This window comes from Deinococcus humi, assembly GCF_014201875.1.
Taxonomy (GTDB): Bacteria; Deinococcota; Deinococci; order Deinococcales; family Deinococcaceae; genus Deinococcus; species Deinococcus humi.
In genome coordinates, this window is the sequence record NZ_JACHFL010000004.1 from 343,114 (window position 1) to 360,310 (window position 17,197).

Annotated in this window: 23 protein-coding genes; all 23 read left to right on the forward strand. The window is 65.8% G+C overall.

Annotated elements, in window-relative coordinates; genetic code table 11:
- Window positions 1–66: 66 nt before the first annotated feature.
- On the forward strand, window positions 67–420 hold the full coding sequence (locus tag HNQ08_RS10620) for a hypothetical protein (RefSeq protein WP_184131270.1): 354 nt from the start codon (window positions 67–69) through the stop codon (window positions 418–420).
- Window positions 417–758, forward strand: a complete 342-nt coding sequence (locus HNQ08_RS10625) for a hypothetical protein (RefSeq protein ID WP_184131272.1) — start codon at window positions 417–419, stop codon at window positions 756–758. Before HNQ08_RS10620 ends, HNQ08_RS10625 begins: the two co-directional genes overlap by 4 nt.
- Window positions 758–1,063, forward strand: coding sequence for a hypothetical protein (locus tag HNQ08_RS10630; protein WP_184131275.1), 306 nt, complete (start codon window positions 758–760; stop codon window positions 1,061–1,063). The genes HNQ08_RS10625 and HNQ08_RS10630 overlap by 1 nt, the downstream gene beginning before the upstream one ends.
- 2 nt (window positions 1,064–1,065) lie before the next feature.
- On the forward strand, window positions 1,066–1,611 hold the full coding sequence (locus tag HNQ08_RS10635) for a hypothetical protein (RefSeq protein ID WP_184131278.1): 546 nt from the start codon (window positions 1,066–1,068) through the stop codon (window positions 1,609–1,611).
- Window positions 1,608–2,981, forward strand: a complete 1,374-nt coding sequence (locus tag HNQ08_RS10640) for a phage terminase large subunit family protein (protein ID WP_184131281.1) — start codon at window positions 1,608–1,610, stop codon at window positions 2,979–2,981. The genes HNQ08_RS10635 and HNQ08_RS10640 overlap by 4 nt, the downstream gene beginning before the upstream one ends.
- 10 nt (window positions 2,982–2,991) lie before the next feature.
- Window positions 2,992–4,329, forward strand: a complete 1,338-nt coding sequence (locus HNQ08_RS10645; protein ID WP_184131284.1) for a hypothetical protein — start codon at window positions 2,992–2,994, stop codon at window positions 4,327–4,329.
- Window positions 4,326–5,087 (forward strand): minor capsid protein, encoded by a 762-nt coding sequence (locus HNQ08_RS10650; RefSeq protein ID WP_184131286.1) that lies wholly within the window; start codon window positions 4,326–4,328, stop codon window positions 5,085–5,087. The genes HNQ08_RS10645 and HNQ08_RS10650 overlap by 4 nt, the downstream gene beginning before the upstream one ends.
- 9 nt (window positions 5,088–5,096) lie before the next feature.
- On the forward strand, window positions 5,097–5,438 hold the full coding sequence (locus HNQ08_RS10655; protein WP_184131290.1) for a hypothetical protein: 342 nt from the start codon (window positions 5,097–5,099) through the stop codon (window positions 5,436–5,438).
- A 248-nt stretch (window positions 5,439–5,686) separates the two neighbouring features.
- A complete protein-coding gene (locus tag HNQ08_RS10660) occupies window positions 5,687–6,265 on the forward strand; it encodes a phage scaffolding protein (RefSeq protein ID WP_184131293.1) in 579 nt (192 codons plus the stop codon).
- Window positions 6,262–7,119 carry a P22 coat protein - protein 5 domain protein gene (locus HNQ08_RS10665; RefSeq protein WP_184131296.1) on the forward strand — a complete coding sequence of 286 codons (858 nt, stop codon included), beginning with the start codon at window positions 6,262–6,264 and terminating at the stop codon, window positions 7,117–7,119. Before HNQ08_RS10660 ends, HNQ08_RS10665 begins: the two co-directional genes overlap by 4 nt.
- Complete coding sequence (locus HNQ08_RS10670; RefSeq protein WP_184131299.1) at window positions 7,116–7,508, forward strand: hypothetical protein; 393 nt, start codon at window positions 7,116–7,118, stop codon at window positions 7,506–7,508. Before HNQ08_RS10665 ends, HNQ08_RS10670 begins: the two co-directional genes overlap by 4 nt.
- A gap of 3 nt (window positions 7,509–7,511) precedes the next feature.
- Window positions 7,512–7,874, forward strand: a complete 363-nt coding sequence (locus tag HNQ08_RS10675) for a hypothetical protein (RefSeq protein WP_184131302.1) — start codon at window positions 7,512–7,514, stop codon at window positions 7,872–7,874.
- On the forward strand, window positions 7,871–8,197 hold the full coding sequence (locus tag HNQ08_RS10680; protein WP_184131305.1) for a head-tail adaptor protein: 327 nt from the start codon (window positions 7,871–7,873) through the stop codon (window positions 8,195–8,197). Before HNQ08_RS10675 ends, HNQ08_RS10680 begins: the two co-directional genes overlap by 4 nt.
- A complete protein-coding gene (locus HNQ08_RS10685) occupies window positions 8,194–8,526 on the forward strand; it encodes an HK97 gp10 family phage protein (RefSeq protein ID WP_184131308.1) in 333 nt (110 codons plus the stop codon). Before HNQ08_RS10680 ends, HNQ08_RS10685 begins: the two co-directional genes overlap by 4 nt.
- Window positions 8,523–8,858 (forward strand): hypothetical protein, encoded by a 336-nt coding sequence (locus tag HNQ08_RS10690; RefSeq protein ID WP_184131310.1) that lies wholly within the window; start codon window positions 8,523–8,525, stop codon window positions 8,856–8,858. The genes HNQ08_RS10685 and HNQ08_RS10690 overlap by 4 nt, the downstream gene beginning before the upstream one ends.
- Window positions 8,858–9,064 (forward strand): hypothetical protein, encoded by a 207-nt coding sequence (locus tag HNQ08_RS10695; RefSeq protein ID WP_184131313.1) that lies wholly within the window; start codon window positions 8,858–8,860, stop codon window positions 9,062–9,064. Before HNQ08_RS10690 ends, HNQ08_RS10695 begins: the two co-directional genes overlap by 1 nt.
- The gene (locus HNQ08_RS10700; protein ID WP_184131316.1) at window positions 9,061–9,513 is read left to right on the forward strand and encodes a hypothetical protein; all 453 of its coding nucleotides are present in this window, start codon (window positions 9,061–9,063) and stop codon (window positions 9,511–9,513) included. Before HNQ08_RS10695 ends, HNQ08_RS10700 begins: the two co-directional genes overlap by 4 nt.
- The gene (locus HNQ08_RS10705; protein ID WP_184131319.1) at window positions 9,513–9,755 is read left to right on the forward strand and encodes a hypothetical protein; all 243 of its coding nucleotides are present in this window, start codon (window positions 9,513–9,515) and stop codon (window positions 9,753–9,755) included. The genes HNQ08_RS10700 and HNQ08_RS10705 overlap by 1 nt, the downstream gene beginning before the upstream one ends.
- Window positions 9,752–10,255 (forward strand): hypothetical protein, encoded by a 504-nt coding sequence (locus tag HNQ08_RS10710; protein WP_184131322.1) that lies wholly within the window; start codon window positions 9,752–9,754, stop codon window positions 10,253–10,255. Before HNQ08_RS10705 ends, HNQ08_RS10710 begins: the two co-directional genes overlap by 4 nt.
- Window positions 10,256–10,296: 41 nt before the next feature.
- Complete coding sequence (locus tag HNQ08_RS10715) at window positions 10,297–10,599, forward strand: hypothetical protein (RefSeq protein ID WP_184131325.1); 303 nt, start codon at window positions 10,297–10,299, stop codon at window positions 10,597–10,599.
- Window positions 10,596–15,188, forward strand: coding sequence for a phage tail tape measure protein (locus tag HNQ08_RS10720; protein WP_184131328.1), 4,593 nt, complete (start codon window positions 10,596–10,598; stop codon window positions 15,186–15,188). Before HNQ08_RS10715 ends, HNQ08_RS10720 begins: the two co-directional genes overlap by 4 nt.
- Before the next feature lie 11 nt (window positions 15,189–15,199).
- Entirely contained in the window at window positions 15,200–16,777 is a 1,578-nt protein-coding gene (locus tag HNQ08_RS10725) for a hypothetical protein (RefSeq protein ID WP_184131331.1), read from the forward strand.
- Complete coding sequence (locus tag HNQ08_RS10730; RefSeq protein ID WP_184131334.1) at window positions 16,774–17,193, forward strand: hypothetical protein; 420 nt, start codon at window positions 16,774–16,776, stop codon at window positions 17,191–17,193. The genes HNQ08_RS10725 and HNQ08_RS10730 overlap by 4 nt, the downstream gene beginning before the upstream one ends.
- The last annotated feature ends 4 nt before the right edge of the window (window positions 17,194–17,197 follow it).

A 17,197-nucleotide genomic window follows, 5' to 3' on the forward strand; every position in this document is an offset into this window, starting at 1 on the left:
ACGCCTTCCCCTCCTGCTGTCGATCTGCGCCGCGACTGGGGGGTCCATCTGGGCCAGCGCCTGCGCGTGGCCAACTGGACGCCGGGGCAGGTGGATCTGGTGGGCGCGATGGAATGCCGTACCCCAGACCCGCTATATGTGCTCAGCATTGGCGGGCGCTATCAAGTAGACGACCGCGCGGTGCGACGGGTGCGGCAGGGCCTGTCGCACCACCAGCAGGCCGCAATGGCGCTGTACCAGGAGCGCGAGGACGATTTCGTGAAATGCAAGGACGAGGACGGGCGGGTCTATTACAAGGCCCGCGCACCTCAGATGCGAGATGACGAGGCCGACGCTTACCGGGCGCTGTGGCGTGCGCTGTGGGACGCCGGGGCCGTGCGTTGCCTGGAAGGCCGAGAGAAATCCGTGGAGGATCTATGAGTCAAGAGCAGCAGTACGCCCGCCGCATGGCGCGGGGCACCATCCTCACCCAGCTGTATCGCCTGCAGGACATGGGGCTGAACGATCCGGCCACGCCCTGCACGTGCAGCCGCCTCACCCTGCGTGGCCTAGGGGCCACTGGCATGATGCCGCCACCCGAACTGGAGGTCAGCGCACTGCGCTGGCTGGAAGACAAGGGGTACGTCACGGTGGACTGGGCGATGGACGATCACACCAACTACGAGTCGGTCACCATCACGCGCGGGGGCATGGATTTGTACGAGGACAAGAAGGCCCGCGCGCGTGAGCCGGGCCTGCTGCTGCAACCGAGGCGCTGATGGACCCCGAGTTGCGGCGCGAGCTGCGCGAGATGAACGAGAAGCTCAATGGCGTGTGTGCCAGCGTGGAATCCAGCTTCGGCAGCATCCGGCGTGACATCTATTACCTGGGGCGGGCATACATTCCGGCGCTGATCGTGGGGTTGATCGGGCTGGTGCTGGCGATCAGCTCGCTGGTGATCGCGCTGGACACCCGTAACCAGGTGCTCAGTGTGTCGGCGCAGACGACCAAGAACACCCGTGATCTGGAGAACATCTTCCCGCTGATCTTCCCCCTGCCCAACGTCACCACACCGAAGGAGTGACCATGCCTGAATACGACATCGCGGGCCTGTTGCGCCCGAAGTGCAAGGTGTGCAGCTCCCCGATTCGTGAGGGCATCGATCTGCGCCTCATGGGCAAAGAGGTGGACGAGGAGAGCGGCGAGCGCTACAGCTACGAGCAGATCGTCGATTACGCCGCCGCGCATGGGGTCAATCTCAGTAAGGCTGGCCTCAGCCGTCACCGCACCGATCACCTGATGCCCGACGTGCTGGGGGCCATTGAGGCGCAGCGCCAAGTGGAGGCCATCGCGCAGGCGACGGGTCAGACCCTGGGCATGGAACAGGCCGCCATGAACATCCTGCTGAACAAATGGATTCGGGCGCTCGACAAGGTGGAGGATTTCGACCTGGGGGCCAAGGGGGCGCTCAGCGCGGGCATCCGCGCCGTGGAGGCCCTGCTCAAGATCAAGAAGGCGGAACTGTCCTTCAGTAAGGAAAAACTGGAGGAGGCCAAGGACACCATGCGTGGGAAGGGCGTGTCAGAGGACACCCTGCAACTGATGGACGAGCTGCTGGGCGTGAAGCGATGACTGCGGCCACCACCTACTTCATGGACTATCAGAAGCGGTGGCTCACCGACGACTCGCGGCAGAAAGCCGCCGAGAAGTCGCGCCGCATCGGCTGGACTTACACCCAGGCGTATGAGGACATGCGCGACGCTGCCAAGGAAGGCGGTATGGACGTGTGGTTCAGCTCCGCCGACCTGACAGCAGCGCGCGAGTACATCCGCTACGTCGAGATGTGGTCCAAGCTGGGCAACGCAGTGGCGAAGGACCTGGGCGAGATTGTCATCCAGGGGGAGGGCACCGACGCCATCAAGGCGTTTGCGGTCGAGTACGCCAACGGCAAGCGCATCAACGCGCTGTCGAGCAACCCCAAGGGCTTCCGCTCGAAAGGGGGCAAGGTCGTCCTGGACGAATTCGCCTTCCACGAACAGCCGGACGAATTGTGGCGGGCCGCCGCGCCATCGGTGCTGTGGGGCTTCCCGATCCGGGTGTTTTCGTCCCACAACGGGCGGGACACCCGCTTCAACCGCCTGGTGGAGGAGGCCAAACAGCCAGGCAGCAAGTGGTCTCTGCATAGCGTCAACATCATGGACGCCCTCAAGGATGGCCTGCTGGAGCGCATTCTCAAGCTCGACCGACTGGCGACACCCCCTGAGCGTGACGCTTTCCTGGCCGAGTGCCGGAGCATTGCTGGCGACGAGGAAACCTTCCAGCAGGAGTTCATGGTCAATCCGCTCGATGGCACCGAGGCGTACATTCCCTACGCGCTCTATGACGCGAACGTGGGCCTGGATGTGCCGGAGCCGCTGGTGTTGCAGGGGACGGAACTGCACCAGATCCCGCTGGACCAGTACCGTCCCTTCCTGGTCTTCAATCGTGAGGGCGGGCGGCTGTTCCTGGGTGTGGACATCGGGCGCAAGCGCGACCTGACGGTTCTGTGGTTGTGGGAGGAGGTGGGCGGCAAACTGGTCACGCGGGCGGTGGTCGAGCTGCATGTCGTCAAGTTCCGTTACCAGTACGCCTGGCTCCGGCACCTGCTGCCCCTGGTGAACCACTGCGAGATTGACGAGACTGGCCTGGGGGCGCAGCTCGCGGAGGATGCCCAGGAAGATTTTGGGGCAGAGCGGGTCACGAAAGTGACCTTTAGCGAGTACGAGAAGCGTGACCTCGCCGTGGGCATGAAGAACTTGCTTGAAGACGGTGGAGCACGGCTGCCAGCCGCCCCCGTCGTGAAAGCCGACTTCCGCAAGATTCGCCGGGTCACCTCGCCTAACGGGAACGTGCTGTTCAAGGGCGAGCGGGACGCGGACGGCCACGCTGACCGCTGGTGGGCGGCTGCGCTGGGTGCCCGGGCCAGCAAGCGCAAGATCGGCGGCGGCATCATCACGCTCTGAGGAGGGCCACATGGACACCATTACCCTGACGGCCCTGATCAAGGATGATCTGGCCGCGATGGCGCTGGCCTGGCAGGCCGAGACCGAGACCCGCGAGGCAGCCAGCCGCGAGGGCATCACGGCCATTGCCAACGAACTGTTCCCCGGCGTCGACCAGATGCTCCTGAAAAGCAACAAAGACGTAACCAACTACCTCCAGCAGGCAGTGTCACGCTACCTGCGGGCCTTGAAACGCGGTGAGCTGAACTGGGAATGGGAGGGCGAGGGCAGCGAGCCGGACCCCAAAGTCTCGCCTGGTGCGTATCTGAACCTGCGTGGACGGGATCTTGTGCAGGACGCCACCACCGATGCCCTGGTGAGTGGCAAGCTGGCGTTCTTCCCGTACCTAACTGCGGATGGCCGGATTCGGGTCACCACGCTGAGCGGCTTTCTGTGGCCGATCTATGCGCCGGGGGACGTGAGCGAGGTGGCTGCGCTGGTGCAGATCACGGCAGCCACGCGAGGTGACAAGAAGGTCTACGAAGTGCGGCGCTATTCGCCGGGGCTGCTGGAGGTCTACAGCGGTTTGGAAGACTGGCGCGAATATGCGGCCAGGACGCCTGAACGTTTCGAGACCCCGGCTATCGCGGGCCGCCTGCCCGTGGCCTTCCGGATCGTGGGTCGTGGCCTGGACCGTCGCCCGGAAGGGCTGGCGCAGACCGCCTTGCCCAGCTTCAGGCGGTACGTCAAGTTCGCTGTCCTGCTGAGCTTCCTGGCCACTCGCGGCGGCTTTGAGGAGCGCCTGGTCAAGAGTGACAAGCTGTTCCAGCTTGCCGAGGAAAACCCCCGGCACCCGCTGGTCCAGGAATTGAAAAAGGTGGGCGTCAACCTGGTGCGTCTGCTGGACGCGGGCGCAAGTTACGAGCGCCTGGACCCAGTGGCCCTTGGTGAGTATCGCGAACAGGAGGCCGTGGCACGGACCGACGTGCAGAACGCCATGAACGTGCCAGACACCGCAGGCAGCGTGTCTGGAGACGCCCTGAGCGAGAAACGTGAGAGCAACACTGAAACAGTTGAATCGCTGGCCAGCAGTCTGGGCGACGCGCTGACCGAGGCGAACGAACTGGCCGCTGCACTGCGCCCTGCAGAATTGCGCCCTGGCTACCGGGTGACGCTGGAACCGCGCTTCACGCGGGACACTCAGGCTGAACGCAAGATGCTGCTGGAGGAGTACAAGGCTGGGTTGCCCCGGAGTGCCTGGCTCTCCGGTCTGCAATCGCTGGGCGTTTCGCAGGTCACCCAGGCCCACATCGACGCGGCGCTCGCGGAGGAGCAGGCCACGGCGCTGCCCCTGGATGAAGGCGCATGAGCAATCCGGTGGTCGAGCGCATCCTGCGCGGTCTGGAACAGCGTGGCAACCGGCTGGAGGCGCAGGCCATTCGCGGAGTGCTGGCAGCCTACAAGGATCTCAACCTGGCCGAACTGATCGCCCTATTGCGTGCGGCCAGCGAGACCGACAGTCCGCTGGCCCGCGCGCGGTACATGGACGATCTGATGCGGAGCTGGGACGCGGCGGCGGCTGGCCTGAGTCAGCCCCCAGAGTCGCTGGCCCAGGCGGTACGCGGCGCAGTGCAAAGCGGCGTCACAGGCACCGTGGAGATGTTCGCGGCCTCGCAGGTGGTCACCGACGCCTTCACCGTGCCAGCCACCCTGCAACTTCGCTTCATGGACCATGCCGAGGCGCGGATGCTGGAATTCTGGGGCGCGGAACCGCCCCGGCTCAGACAGGAGGTGCAGGCCGCCATCCGCGATGGACTGGAGCGCGGACAGAGCCTGGACCAGATCGGGCAGCGCATCAAAGACCGCGCTGGGGTCAGCCGCTCGCGGGCCTCGCTGATCGCCCGGAACGAGGTCTCCACGGCGGCAGGATTTGCCATGCGCGAGAGTCAGAAGGAGGCGGGCGTCACGGAGTACATCTGGCGCAGCTCCTCGGATGACCGGGTGCGGCCCACGCACCGCGCGAGGAATGGCAAGCGCTTCTCCTGGGATGACCCCCCCGCCGACGGGCACCCCGGCGAGCCGATCAACTGTCGATGTGTGGCGCTGGCGGTACTGGACCCCCCGTAAACTGCGGGAGTGAATAAAATCCTGCTGCTGACCGCCCTTACCCTAGGGACCGCCGCTCATGCTGTTGCTGTCCCAGCCTGCGCTGCCACGGTGACTGGCACGGCCAAACTGGCCGATGCCCACCATGTCGCGTATACGGCCACGGTTCGCAATCCCACGCGCCAACCCCTGACGGTCAACCTGCGGGTAGACTTCTTCTTCAAGGGCAAGAAGCTGGACGGCGGATTCGAGAACCTGAGGGCGACCATCCCAGCAGGTGGGAAGAAGGAATTCACAGGGCGTGAGACATTCACCCAGACCCTCACGGGGGCGGACGCTGTCAAGGTCACGAAGGTGCGTCAGTGCAAGTAAAAGCGTTCACAGCACTGTGAATTGACCGCCCTGTGAACCGCTAATCTGCCAGCATCCCCGCAAAGGGCCAACCCAGTCCGAGACACGCCCCCGCCGAAACGCGGGGGCGGCGCTTTGGGTCGTCCCGATTCCTGCCTTGGATTTCCCTTGAAAAGGCTCAGCGGCAACCGTACAGGTATCCCACTTCACCCCGGCATTTGCAGGGGCCTTCACGGGCCTCCTAGTGCCTCGCTGCCCAGGAGGGTCAGATGTCCGACGAACCCAGCGCAACGCCCGCCCCTACCACTACCCCGGCTCCGGCCACCACCACGAACGCCCCGGCGTTCACCGATCACGAGGCCGCGCGTGAGATCACGCGGCTCAACGGTCTGCTGGAAGCCAGCAGGGCCGAGAACACCACCCTGCGCGAGCAGGTGCAGACCCTGGAGGGGCAAGTGGACGAGACCAAACAGAAGGACCTGGAAGCCCGCCTCACGGCGCTGGAAGCCGAGAACAGCACGCTGAAGGGCGAGAACGAGAAGCTGACTGGCGAGAAGGCACTGGGCGAGCAGGTCAGTGCGCTGACCGGCAAGGTGCGTGATCCGGAAGCGGCCCTCAAGCTGCTGACCGACGACCTGAAGACGGCGGATGGCAAGCCAGACATCGAGAAGATCATCAGCAAGTACCCGTACCTGGCCCCCGAGGGTCAGACCACGCCCAACGCGCCCAGCGGCGGCGGTGGCCCGCAGAACAGCGGCCCCGCCACGCTGGACGCCGCCGTTACCAGCAAGGACACCTCGGCCATCAACGCCGCCTTTGACGCCGAGCTGAAAGGAGCTACCAAGTGAGCATTACTGTCTCTGATCCCATCATCTGGTCCGCGCGCATCCTCTCGTATCTGGACAAAACGTTCGTGTACGGCGCTGCCTTCACCAACCGCAATTACGAGGGCGAGATCAAGGACGCGGGCAGCACCGTTCGCATCCTGCAGATCGGTGACGTGACCGTGGGCGACTACACGGGCACCCTGCCTGACGCCCAGGAGCTGACCGACAACTCGCTCGATCTGGTGGTCGACCAGCGCAAGTACTTCAATTTCGTGGTGGACGATGTGGACGCCCGCCGCAGCGTGCTGATGCTGGTGGACGAGGGCAGCAAGCGGGCCGCCTACGCCATGAGCGACGTGCGCGACCGTTTTGTGGCGAGCTTCCACAGTGCGGTCAATGCCGCCAACGCCTACGGCACCGACGTGACGCCCATCGTGATCGGTTTCGGGGCGGGGGAGATCAAGCCCTATGACGCTTTCCTGGAACTGACCCAGAGGCTGGACGAGGCCAACGTGGGCACTGTGGACCGCCGCATCGTGCTGCCCCCGTGGTTCGTGCGGGCCATGAAGGCCCAGTTCGGAGACCGGGCCAGCAGCCTGGGGGACAACATCACTGAGAACGGCATGGCGGGCACGGTGGACGGCGTGAAGATCTTCCAGTCCAACAACGTCGCCAACGTGGCCGGGGCCAAGTACAAAGTCATGGCCGGATTGCCCGTCATCACCTTTGCCGACGCCATCGTCAAGACCTCGACCTACAGCCCTGAGAAGAAGTTCGGAACGGGCGTCAAGGGCCTGCACGTCTTTGGCGCGAAACTGCTCCAGTCCAAGGCCATGGCAGTGGGCACCTTCAACAAAGGGCAGCTCAGCAAATGAGCGCCAAGAGTGGATGGTTCCGGCACCGGCTGAGCGGCCAGGTGTTCGAGGCCGACGGCTACCAGTTCCAGGAAGCCTTGAAGAACCGCGATCTGGAGGCAGTGGACGGCCCTGGCGAAACTTCCGACGAGACGCCCAGCGCCAAGCTGGTTGCCCTGCGCGAGCGGGTCACTGGCCTTGGCCTGGAGTGGGTGGCCGGAGACGACGAGGATGCACTCAACCGCAAGCTTGACGAGCGGGCAGTGCAGTTGCGGGCCGAGGCCGATCAGCTGGGTGTGCAACACATGGCCAACTGGAAGCCTGAAACGCTCGCCAAGAAGATCGAGGCGGTGCGGGCTGAGCGCACCAAGGCACAGCCGCCCGCCGATCCCCCTCCGACGGAGTCCTGAGCCATGACCGGCCCTACCAGTCCAACCAACGCGGCGGCCTGCCTCGCCTTGGCCCAGCGCCAGATCGGGGACGCGAGCGATTGGTCACCGCAGGAGTGGGCGGACCAGCTGGCTGAGGACGGCGTATTACGGCTGGATCCGCCCGTGCTGCACTACCGGCCCTACCGGTCAGCGCTGGCCTACCTGCTGCGCCCAGGTGTCCAGGCCAGAACCGAGGGTGATGTCAGCGAGCAATACGCTGATCCCAAAGCTCTGGCCGAACGCCTGCGCGAGCTGGACGCCGAGTGGCTGGCGCACCGGATTCCACCAGAGGAGGCTGCTACAGCCGAAACCTTCGATGGTGCTGTCGAATGGGGCGGCTGGTGACGCGGCGGCCCAGGTTGAATCCAGTGCAGCCGGAGGCCGTGCTGTTACTGGCCGCCAGCCTGGGCGCACCCGATGCCCTGGGCGAGCGGCAGACAACGTACCAGGAAGGCCCTACCGTCCTTGCCACTGTCACGCCGATCAGCGCAGAACAGGCCGTCAGGGCCGGGCTCACCCAGGGCGTGACCCGGCTGCGCGTGCGGCTCGCGGCGGGGCAGTTCATCGCCCCTGGTGATCGCCTGCGCCTTCGTGGGGGTGACTGGAACGTGGTGACCGCTGACGTGCGCGTGTCGTACACCGTCGCCATCGTGGAGGAGGTGCCGTGAGACTGGAGAACACCCGTGCTCTGGCGCTGGACATCCTGGGCGTTGCCGTGGCACGCAAGGCTCAGTTGCTGCGAAACGAAATCGTGGAGACGCTAAGTCGCCCTGGGACGGGGAAGAGGTATGGGCTGCACGTCGCCTCAGCTCCTGGTGCTCCGCCCGCCGTAGACGAGGGCCGCCTGCGCCAGAGCATCACGGCGTTGAAAGTTGAGCCATTCCGCTGGCGGGTGGGCACCAACGTCGAGTACGCCCTGTACCTGGAGTTCGGCTCCCAGCACGTCGCCCCGCGCCCATTCATCCGCCCAGCGGTTGAGGCGGTGCGTGGACTGTGACCCTGACCGACGTGCTCAATCTGGCCCGAGACGCGGCCCAGCTCTCGGCCCCGGCGTTCCTGGACCGCGCCAACGTTGCCAAACCCGTGCCCGTGCGCTACGTGCTGATTGACTACGTGGCGGGCACACCTGAGAACGTCACGTTCGACGAGCGGCGCAAGTTTCGCCTGCTTCAGATCACCTGCTATAGCCGCACCTCCCGTGCTGACGCTTTCGCGCTTCAGGACGAGGTCGCGGTTCACCTTCTTGCCGCTGGCCTGCGCGAGGGCCAGGACCGGGATGTCCCAGCCGAAGGCAGCTACTGGGGCGCACAGACCGACTGGAGGTCGTGATGGACACAGTGAAAGTAAGGGCGCTCAGCGCCTTCAAGGGGCTGGCCTCCGAACGCGGCAAGGAAGCCCACGTCAAGAAGGATCAGGTGATCGAGGTCAGTCGCACCCGCGCCATCGATCTCAAGGCAGCTGGACTGGTGGAAGATGCCTCGGCCACCGAAGCCCGTAAACCGGCTGATGCCGATACCAAAGGAGCACCCAAGTGAGCGAATGGCAACTGTCTGACGGCACCCGCGTGCGCGTGGCCCCGATGGCGGAGGGCAGCACGGCCCGCCCCCTGGACACCGCATTCAAGCTGATGCCCGCTGGAACCAAGGCGGACCTGAAGCGCGGAGCCACCGACAAGACGAGCAGAACCTTCGACAGTGGCATGGCCGAGGATGGCCGGGTCACTGGCACCAACTGGGGCTATGACCTGGCGGGCAACCGGACCGCGAGCGCCGCCTTCGACGCCTTCTACACCATCCTCGAAGACGCCCACGACACCGGGGCTGAGGTCTGGTGCGAACGCAACCGTCTGGGCGAGACCGTCTGGAAGGGCGGGCGCTGCTCTGTGATGGACCTGCCCGAACCTGTCGGTGCGGACAACATCATCGACTGGTCGGCCAGCCTGAAAGGGCGCGGCCTGCGGGTCGATACCCCCGTCACGCCCTGATGGAACTCGTGGCCCGCGACGCGACGGGCGAGACGCTGGCCCACGCCTGCGGCTGCACCCAGGAGCATCCTGGGGCGGCTGTGGTCGTGGGCCTGTTGTACGTCCGGCCTGGCGTCGAGACCCGCGAACACCTTTTTGAACACCCACAAAGCAAGAAGACCTGGCATTTACGCCTTCCAATTGAAGCCCTGAACCTGCCCACCGCTGGCCAGGGCATCAACGTCAACCTGGAGATTCCATGACCGCAACACCTGCCCGAATCGACATCACTGGAGAGCAGCAGGGCCTGATCGAGCTGGGCCTGAGCGCCGACGCCCGCATCCTGATGCTGGAATGGGACGTGCCCGAGGCCGAGATCCCTGAGGCCGTCACCCTACGCCTCCAGGAGGCCAACGGGGTCGAGCGCAAGCTGGCCACCCGGTTGAACGTTCTCGAATTCGAGAAGGTCAGCGACGACCAGGCATTCGACAGCCTGACCGATGTGCTGATGCGCCGCGCCGTGGAGGGCACGCCCCGCCTGGCCCTGCGTGCCGTCGTGGAAGCGGCCTCGCAGACGGTCCTGGCGCAGCTGGTCAACTCGTTCCTGACAGGTGAGTGGCCAGACCCAAAAGCGATGACCCTGGCCGTCAGAGCCACCAGGGGGGCGATGGCGGAACTGGCGCTGACGACCGGACGGCTGGGCGCACCCTCGCCCTCTACGCGCGGCTCTACGGCATCCGCGCCTGGGAAATCGAACGGCTGACCCGATCCCAGCGGGAAGCTTACGAGCGGGAGATCGGCTACATGCTGTACCTCCAAGACCGCGTGGTCCTGGACGGTCAGTTCCGCGACATGGGCGAGAAGGGCTGGGCCGCGCTGGCCAGTGCGATTCCGGGTGAGCTGCCCGATCCCATTCAGGCCACCGCTCGCCGCCGCTTCCTCGCCGCCTACGGCCTGCCGGAGTTCGCCAATCCGATCCCGCCGCACGCCGCGCGGGACTTCCTGCTGGCCTCCCGCGAGGGACGGCTGCCTGCCTGGGCACTGGCCGCCGCTGCCCGCAGCTTGAGCGACATCCGCGACGCCGCGATCACGGGAGGTGAGTCATGACCACACAGGCCGATGTGATCGTCGTTGACATCACCGGGCGCGACGTGGGCCTGGAAGCTGCCCTCAACCAGGCGGAGGCCAGTGCCGAGGGCGCAGGCGAGCGCGCTGGCTCCAAGTTCGGGAACGCCCTGAAGGCGGGCCTGGGCGTGGCCACGGTGGGCGCAGTGGCACTGGTTGGAGCGCTTGCCGCCGTGGGGGCCAGCAGCTTCAACTTGGCCACGGAGGCCGCGCAGAACGTCAAGGATTTTGAATCCAATCTCGGCGCAACCCGCGAGGAAGCCGAGAAGCTGGGCACCGTTGCTGAGCAGGTGTTCGGGGACAACTGGACCGGGTCTCTGACGGAAGCCGGGGCAGCCGTGGCCACCGTTCGCAAAGAGATCAGCGGACTGGCGGACGAGGACCTGCGGGCTGTGACCGGCGGCGTCGTGGCGATTGCCGAGACGTTCGAGCAGGAACAGGGGTCCATCGCGGCGGCTGTGGACTCGCTGATGAAGTCCACGGGCATTTCTGCTCAGGAAGCCACCGACTTCATCACGAAGGGGTTCCAGAAGGGCCTGGATAGCTCCGGCGATTTCCTCGACACGCTGAACGAGTACGCGCCCCAGTTCGAGAAGAGCAAGATCGGCGCGGGCGAATTGTTCTCGCTTCTGGAAACGGGTGCGGGCAAAGGTGCGTTGGGGACGGATAAAATCGCGGACGCCTTCAAGGAATTCGGGCTCACGATTGTCGATGTCAGCGACGACAGCAAAGACGTCTATAAAGAGCTTGGCCTCAACCAGGAGAAGCTGGTCAAGGGCATCAACGACGGGTCGATCAGCCAGGCCAAAGCGTTCGAGATGGTCACGAACAAGCTGGCCGAGGTCAAGGGCCAGGCCGACCGGACCCGGATCGGCGCGGCCATTTTCGGCGGCGCAGGCGAGGATTTCGCCAACGGGCTGACCAAGCTGGACCTGACCAAGACCTCGATCAAGGACCTGGGCGGGGCCACCGACTCGCTCAATAGGCGGTACGAGAATTTCAGCAACTACTTCAGCGCCATGAGCCGCCAGATCCAGGTGGCCCTGCTGCCTGTCGGGAAGGAGCTGCTGTCGCTGGCCAACGATGCCATGCCGTACCTCCAGCAGGCCGCGTCCTGGCTGGGAGACCGCTTGCCCGGTTGGATCAAGACGGGCATCGACGCGGTCAAGCAATTCGGCAGTGGCGCGATCAACACCTACAACACGCTCAAGCCCGTGATCGGCCAGGTCAGCGACGGGGTTCAGAAACTCTCCGTGTTCCTGGAGCGCAACAAGGAAATCCTCATCCCCCTCACGGCGGGCGTCGCGGCGGGGACGGCGGCATTCGGCCTGTACCGCACTGCCCTAATCGTGGGCGCAGCCGCGCAGGCCGCCTGGACCACGGCCACCACTGTGGCCACCACCGCCAGCGTCGCGTTCCGCGCGGCCATCACGTTCCTGACCGGCCCGGTGGGGATTGCTATCACGATCATCACCGCCCTGGTGGCCGCTGGGGTCTATCTCTACCGCAACTGGGACGAGGTCAAGGCGAAGGCCATCGCCATCTGGGGAGCCATCAGGCAGGTTGTGATGGACGCCATCGGTGGGGCACTGGCCTGGCTGAGAACCGTCCCAGGCGAGATGTCTGAAGTCGCAATGGACATCATCCGTGGGCTGATGAACGGCATCAAGCAGGGGCCTCGCCTGATCCTGGAAGCCGTCAAGGGGCTGGGCCATTCGATCATCAGTGGCGTCAAGGGCGTGCTGGGCATCCGGTCGCCGTCCACGGTCATGTTCGACGCGGGCGAGAACGTGGGGCAGGGCCTGTCGAACGGGATCACGAAAACGACGCCACAGGTGCAGAAGGCCGCTGCTGGTATGAGCAAGGCGGTCATCTCCGAGGTGGACAAGGCCCGCGCCGCGCTGGAGAAGGACATCCGTGCCGATGCCTGGGTCGCCTCGCTGGAGCGGGCGACGACGGCACAACTGCAGCACGCTCAGGCTACTGCCCGTGCCGCCGGTGACGCCGAGAAATATGGCGCGATCACGACCGAACTGACCCGTCGCAAGGACGTGGCCACGGCGGCCACCCAGCGGGCCACCGACGCGGCGAAGGCCGAGGCCGATCAGCTGCGCCAGAACCGCGAGACCATCATCAAGGGCGAGCAGCAGGAACGGTACGTGGAGGGCCTGCGCTCGGCCACTGCGGCCCATCTGGCCTCGGCCCTGGCCACTGCCAAGGCGGGCGGCGAGGTCGACAAGTACAACGCGATCAAGAGCGAGCAGGCTCGCCGTGAGAACGTGGCGACAGCGGCCACTCAAAAGGCCACTGATGCGGCCAAAGCTGAAGCCGATCAACTGCGGCAGAACCGCGAGTCGATCCTCAGCAGTGAGCAGCGGGAACGCTACGTGGAGGGCCTGCGCTCAGCCACGTCTGCCCAGCTCGATTCCGCGCTTGCGACGGCGAAAGCGGGCGGCGAGGTCGACAAATACAACGCCATTCGCGCTGAGCAGACCCGCCGGGACAAGGAGGTGGAAGACAGCACCCGCAAGGCCACAGAAGCCGCTAAAGCCGCTGCTGATCAGCTTGCCAGCAACCGCAAGGCGATCACCGATGGTCTCAGATGGGGCGAGTACGTCGAGGGATTGAAAGGCTACTCGGACGATCTGCTGGAGGCGGCACGTAAGAACGCCCTGGCAGCAGGGGACGGCGAGAAATTCAATGTTGTCCTGGGCGAACAGAAGCGCCGGGCCGACGAGGCCGCACAGGCCCTCTCCGCTCTGGTCGATGAGCAGATCAGAGAGGCGAACAGTCGCTATACCGATACGAAAGGTGCAGCAGAAAGCGCTGAACGCAAAGGGTTTGTCGGGCAGTTCGGCGCGGGCGACGTGGGGCTGATCAAGAGCCTGGCCGCTGCCACTGGCCTGAGTGTGGGTCAGATCAGGGCGGATGTTTTTGCGGCCCTGGACGATGCCAAGAAATTCGCCCCCCAGGCGGCGGCCATCATTGAGCGCGTCTACGCTGACGCCCTGGCGCACCGCAAGAGCGTGACCGCTGAGCAGGCCCGCGTCATGGAACAGGCCGCGAAAGACGAGGAGGAGCGGATTCAGCGTGTCCTGGCGGCGTATGTCGCAGCAGCCAACGAGCGTCGCGTCGCGCTGGAGGCAGCGGCTGCTGAGGAGCAGCGCATCGAGGCGGCGACCACCGCACGAGCCGTTGAGATGGCCGGAGAGCGCCGGGACCAGATCGTCCAGACCTTCCGCGACGAGACCGCTGCCGCCGATGACGCGGCAATCACTTTCGACTTCCTCAACGGGTTGATCGTGGAAACGGTGACCCTAGGGGGGGACCCGAGCGGCCAGTTGCTCGATTACCTCAAGAATCTGGCCACCGGCAGCGGCGAGGCGGCGGCGGCAGCCCAGGAGGTCATCGATAAGTTTGATGTCCTAGTGTTCAGAGCGCAGACCCCTGGCCCGATGGACACCACGCCGGTCGAGGCGAGGGGTACGCCGGTGTACGAGATCATGCCGGAAGAACCCACGGCTGCTGGACCCATCGCGCCCGATCTGCTGGGCGGCAGGGCCGATGCTGGACTGGGCGCTGAAGTGGACGCCCTGGCCAACCTCGCCGTATACCGCGACGAGATCCGGGGACTGACCGATGACGAGCTGGAGCTGGCGAAAGCAGACGCGGTGGCTGCTGGCGAGAGGGGCAAGTACAACGCCCTGCTGGCCGAGGGGGCGGAACGGGCGAAGCTCGCGGCAGACAGCGCCAAGCTGATCACCGACGCCGAGAGCGAGCTGCACACCCTGCTGTCCGGCGAGACCCTGCCCGCCTACGAACTCAAGGCCCAGGCACTGGAACGTCAGGCCGTCCTGGATGAAGACCAGCGCGTCCGGCTGCTGCAACTGGCCGACGCGATCCGTGCGGCTGGCCAGGCCGCTGCTGAGAACGCGGACAAGCTGAACGTCACCCTCCGCGTCGGGGGCATCGACACTGGCCTGAAGGCGCTGGATCTGTACAAGTCCGCAATCATGGGCGTGGGGGAGGTCATCTCCAAGACCTTCGAGGACCTGGTGGCTGGGACGGGCAGCGGGGTCAACAGCATCCTGGCCAACATGGCGCTGATGGCCCTGGGCATCGTCAAGCAGGTGGCCACTGCGATCATGGCTTACGAGGCTCAGGCCATCGCGCTGGCGCTGATCTCGGGTGCTTCATTCAACTTCGTCCAGGCCGGGTTGGCATTGGCTGCTGCCGCCGCCGTGGCGGGCATTGTCGCGGGCCTGGAGAGCCGGGTCCGGGGCAGCGGCACGAGTACTGCCGTGCCCAGCCCCGGCGCAGGCGGCGCACCTGCACCTGGTGCAGTGGCCCCACCGCCCAACAACTCTCTCGTCAACATCCCGAACAGCGCCGTCACCGTGGTGGCCGCGCCCGAATGGACCGCCGTAATGGTCCGCGTGGCCGACAAGATGGAACGCGCCGCCGACAAGTTCCTCGACGTGGCTGAACGGGGCGTGCGCGTTCGGTCGACCGTGCGCGTGGAGGGCGGCTCGTCGGGCGGCCTGGGCGCGTTTGCCCTCACCACCCCGTAAAGGAGACCACTGTGCGTCCCATCCTTCTCGCCTTGCTCCTCGCGCTCACTGCCTGCGTGCCCGCCCCCCCACCGGGGGTGAGCGCCGTCTACCGCACCACGGAAGGAGGTCCAGCCTTGTCCACCAAGCTCATGATCTGGACCGCCGACAAGTCCGAACTGGTCAACTTGATCACCAACGACGCTCCGGGCGGAATTGAGGGCGGCTTCAAGTGGCAGCTCAGCCCCTCGGGCAACACCATCCAGCTCGAATTCAGCGGGCGCAATGACCGCGTGCGCGTGCCGCCGCGCGGTGTGGTGCAACTGGTGGTCAATGATGACGATGCGTTTTACGGCGTGATGCCCGATCCGCCGCCGCTCAGTGCCTCAGAGGCCACAGCGATGCACGTGCTGGGCGGTCAGGAGGCGCTTCGCAAGGTGCTGATGGACGGCGAGGTCTACCAGGACCAGGGCGTCTACGACATCGTGCGGGACGTGTTGCAGCGGCTCTGCCCGCCATCGCTGGTCTATGACCCCACCGTGATCGGCAACGGCACGGGAACGGACCACGGGCCAACGCTCTCCACCTTCTACAGCCCGACGAGCAACCTCGTGACCGCGTTGGACACGCTCGCCAAAACCGCCGAAACGACCTGGGGGGTGAACGCGAGTGGGCAAGTCTTCTTCGGGCGGCCCGCGCTTGACGCACTGACCGTGGCCTATTCCGCCAAGGGCTGGATGGACCTTCCGATTCAGGGCCGGGAGGCCGTGACGCGGGCGGTGGTCCGGATCGTGAGCGCCCCGGCGCTGCCCAACGGTGGCATCGCGCGCTGGAGCTACGGCCTGCCGAAGACCGTGATCGCCGTGGCTGAGAGCGCTGACCATGATCGCTACCGCGCCGAGGCGGCGTTCGATGTGCCGGAAGGGGTGTCCCTGACCCGGCCCGTGCTACCCACAGGCAACTCCAGCCTGAGCAGTTTCGACGGCTCACCCACTTTCGACGACGATCCGGCCACAACGGTGCAGGTGGCCCTCTCACCCACGGCCCGCATCCTGGCGCTGGACGCCCCGATTGGTCGCACGGTTGGGGCGGAGTTCGAGTATGTGTGGCCGTCCGCCCAGAGCACCCCGGCGTATCGCTGGCGCCTCTATCTGGACTCCATCGGTGCGGTTGCCGAGGGGGACCTGCTGCCCGTGAGCGGGTTGCAGACCGTGCGAATCATCCTGCCGCCAGGCACAACGGCGGGGCCGTCTTGGGACGGGCTGCTGACCATCGGAGCGGCCTCGGTGGATACCCCCACGCCCGACGTGCCGCTGGAGGTGAGCCGCGTGCGCTTCCTGGCGGTGGACGAGGACGTGGCCCAGCGCGTGGCCGAGAGTTACCTGCAACCGCCCTTCGCTGCTCCAGCAGAGGTCACCGTCGGAAGCTTGTTCGTGCCCACGCCAGACATCGTGGTGACGGGCAGCCCCCTCGGAGACCTGACGGCCCCCACAACGCTGTGGGAATACCAGCATGATGACGGGGACATCACTACCACTCGCGTTCGCATTGGCGCGACAGGTGCCGATCCGACGGTCCGGGCGCTGAAGTTCGCCCTGCGTGGCCCGTGAGCGCGGGCCGCTTCACGCTGGTTGCCCGGTCTGGCACGCGCCTGATTCTCCCCGGCGATGCCCGCGTCACCAGCGGCAACGGCGTTCGCCTGGCCTACCGGCTGGGCCGACAAGTGGAAAGCGACGAGTGGGAAACCTTCGGAGATGGCCGCGCCGTCCCGCAGCCGATGACCCTGGAGTGGGATCTGACGGGCATCAGCGAGACCGACGCGGGCGCGAAGGCAACCGCGATGTGGGACGTGGCCCTAGACATCGAGCGGGTCGAGCGGGACAACCGGGTGTACCGGCCCATCGCAAAGCCGCTCGAATACGACGTCGATTCCATCACGGTCGAGCTGCACGCCGTCACACTCACCCTTCTCCCCAGTGGCCCCCGATGGCTGACGCTGACGGGCAACGCGCCGAGGGCGCTGTGAGGCA

What these genes read in the sequence shown, in the direction of transcription:
- HNQ08_RS10675 (WP_184131302.1), top strand. Translation starts at nt 7,512, where the DNA reads ATGACCGGCCCTACCAGTCCAACCAACGCGGCGGCCTGCCTCGCCTTG.
- HNQ08_RS10630 (WP_184131275.1), top strand. Translation starts at nt 758, where the DNA reads ATGGACCCCGAGTTGCGGCGCGAGCTGCGCGAGATGAACGAGAAGCTC.
- HNQ08_RS10625 (WP_184131272.1), top strand. Translation starts at nt 417, where the DNA reads ATGAGTCAAGAGCAGCAGTACGCCCGCCGCATGGCGCGGGGCACCATC.
- HNQ08_RS10710 (WP_184131322.1), top strand. Translation starts at nt 9,752, where the DNA reads ATGACCGCAACACCTGCCCGAATCGACATCACTGGAGAGCAGCAGGGC.
- HNQ08_RS10715 (WP_184131325.1), top strand. Translation starts at nt 10,297, where the DNA reads ATGCTGTACCTCCAAGACCGCGTGGTCCTGGACGGTCAGTTCCGCGAC.
- HNQ08_RS10660 (WP_184131293.1), top strand. Translation starts at nt 5,687, where the DNA reads ATGTCCGACGAACCCAGCGCAACGCCCGCCCCTACCACTACCCCGGCT.
- HNQ08_RS10635 (WP_184131278.1), top strand. Translation starts at nt 1,066, where the DNA reads ATGCCTGAATACGACATCGCGGGCCTGTTGCGCCCGAAGTGCAAGGTG.
- HNQ08_RS10650 (WP_184131286.1), top strand. Translation starts at nt 4,326, where the DNA reads ATGAGCAATCCGGTGGTCGAGCGCATCCTGCGCGGTCTGGAACAGCGT.
- HNQ08_RS10695 (WP_184131313.1), top strand. Translation starts at nt 8,858, where the DNA reads ATGGACACAGTGAAAGTAAGGGCGCTCAGCGCCTTCAAGGGGCTGGCC.
- HNQ08_RS10720 (WP_184131328.1), top strand. Translation starts at nt 10,596, where the DNA reads ATGACCACACAGGCCGATGTGATCGTCGTTGACATCACCGGGCGCGAC.
- HNQ08_RS10640 (WP_184131281.1), top strand. Translation starts at nt 1,608, where the DNA reads ATGACTGCGGCCACCACCTACTTCATGGACTATCAGAAGCGGTGGCTC.
- HNQ08_RS10705 (WP_184131319.1), top strand. Translation starts at nt 9,513, where the DNA reads ATGGAACTCGTGGCCCGCGACGCGACGGGCGAGACGCTGGCCCACGCC.
- HNQ08_RS10670 (WP_184131299.1), top strand. Translation starts at nt 7,116, where the DNA reads ATGAGCGCCAAGAGTGGATGGTTCCGGCACCGGCTGAGCGGCCAGGTG.
- HNQ08_RS10645 (WP_184131284.1), top strand. Translation starts at nt 2,992, where the DNA reads ATGGACACCATTACCCTGACGGCCCTGATCAAGGATGATCTGGCCGCG.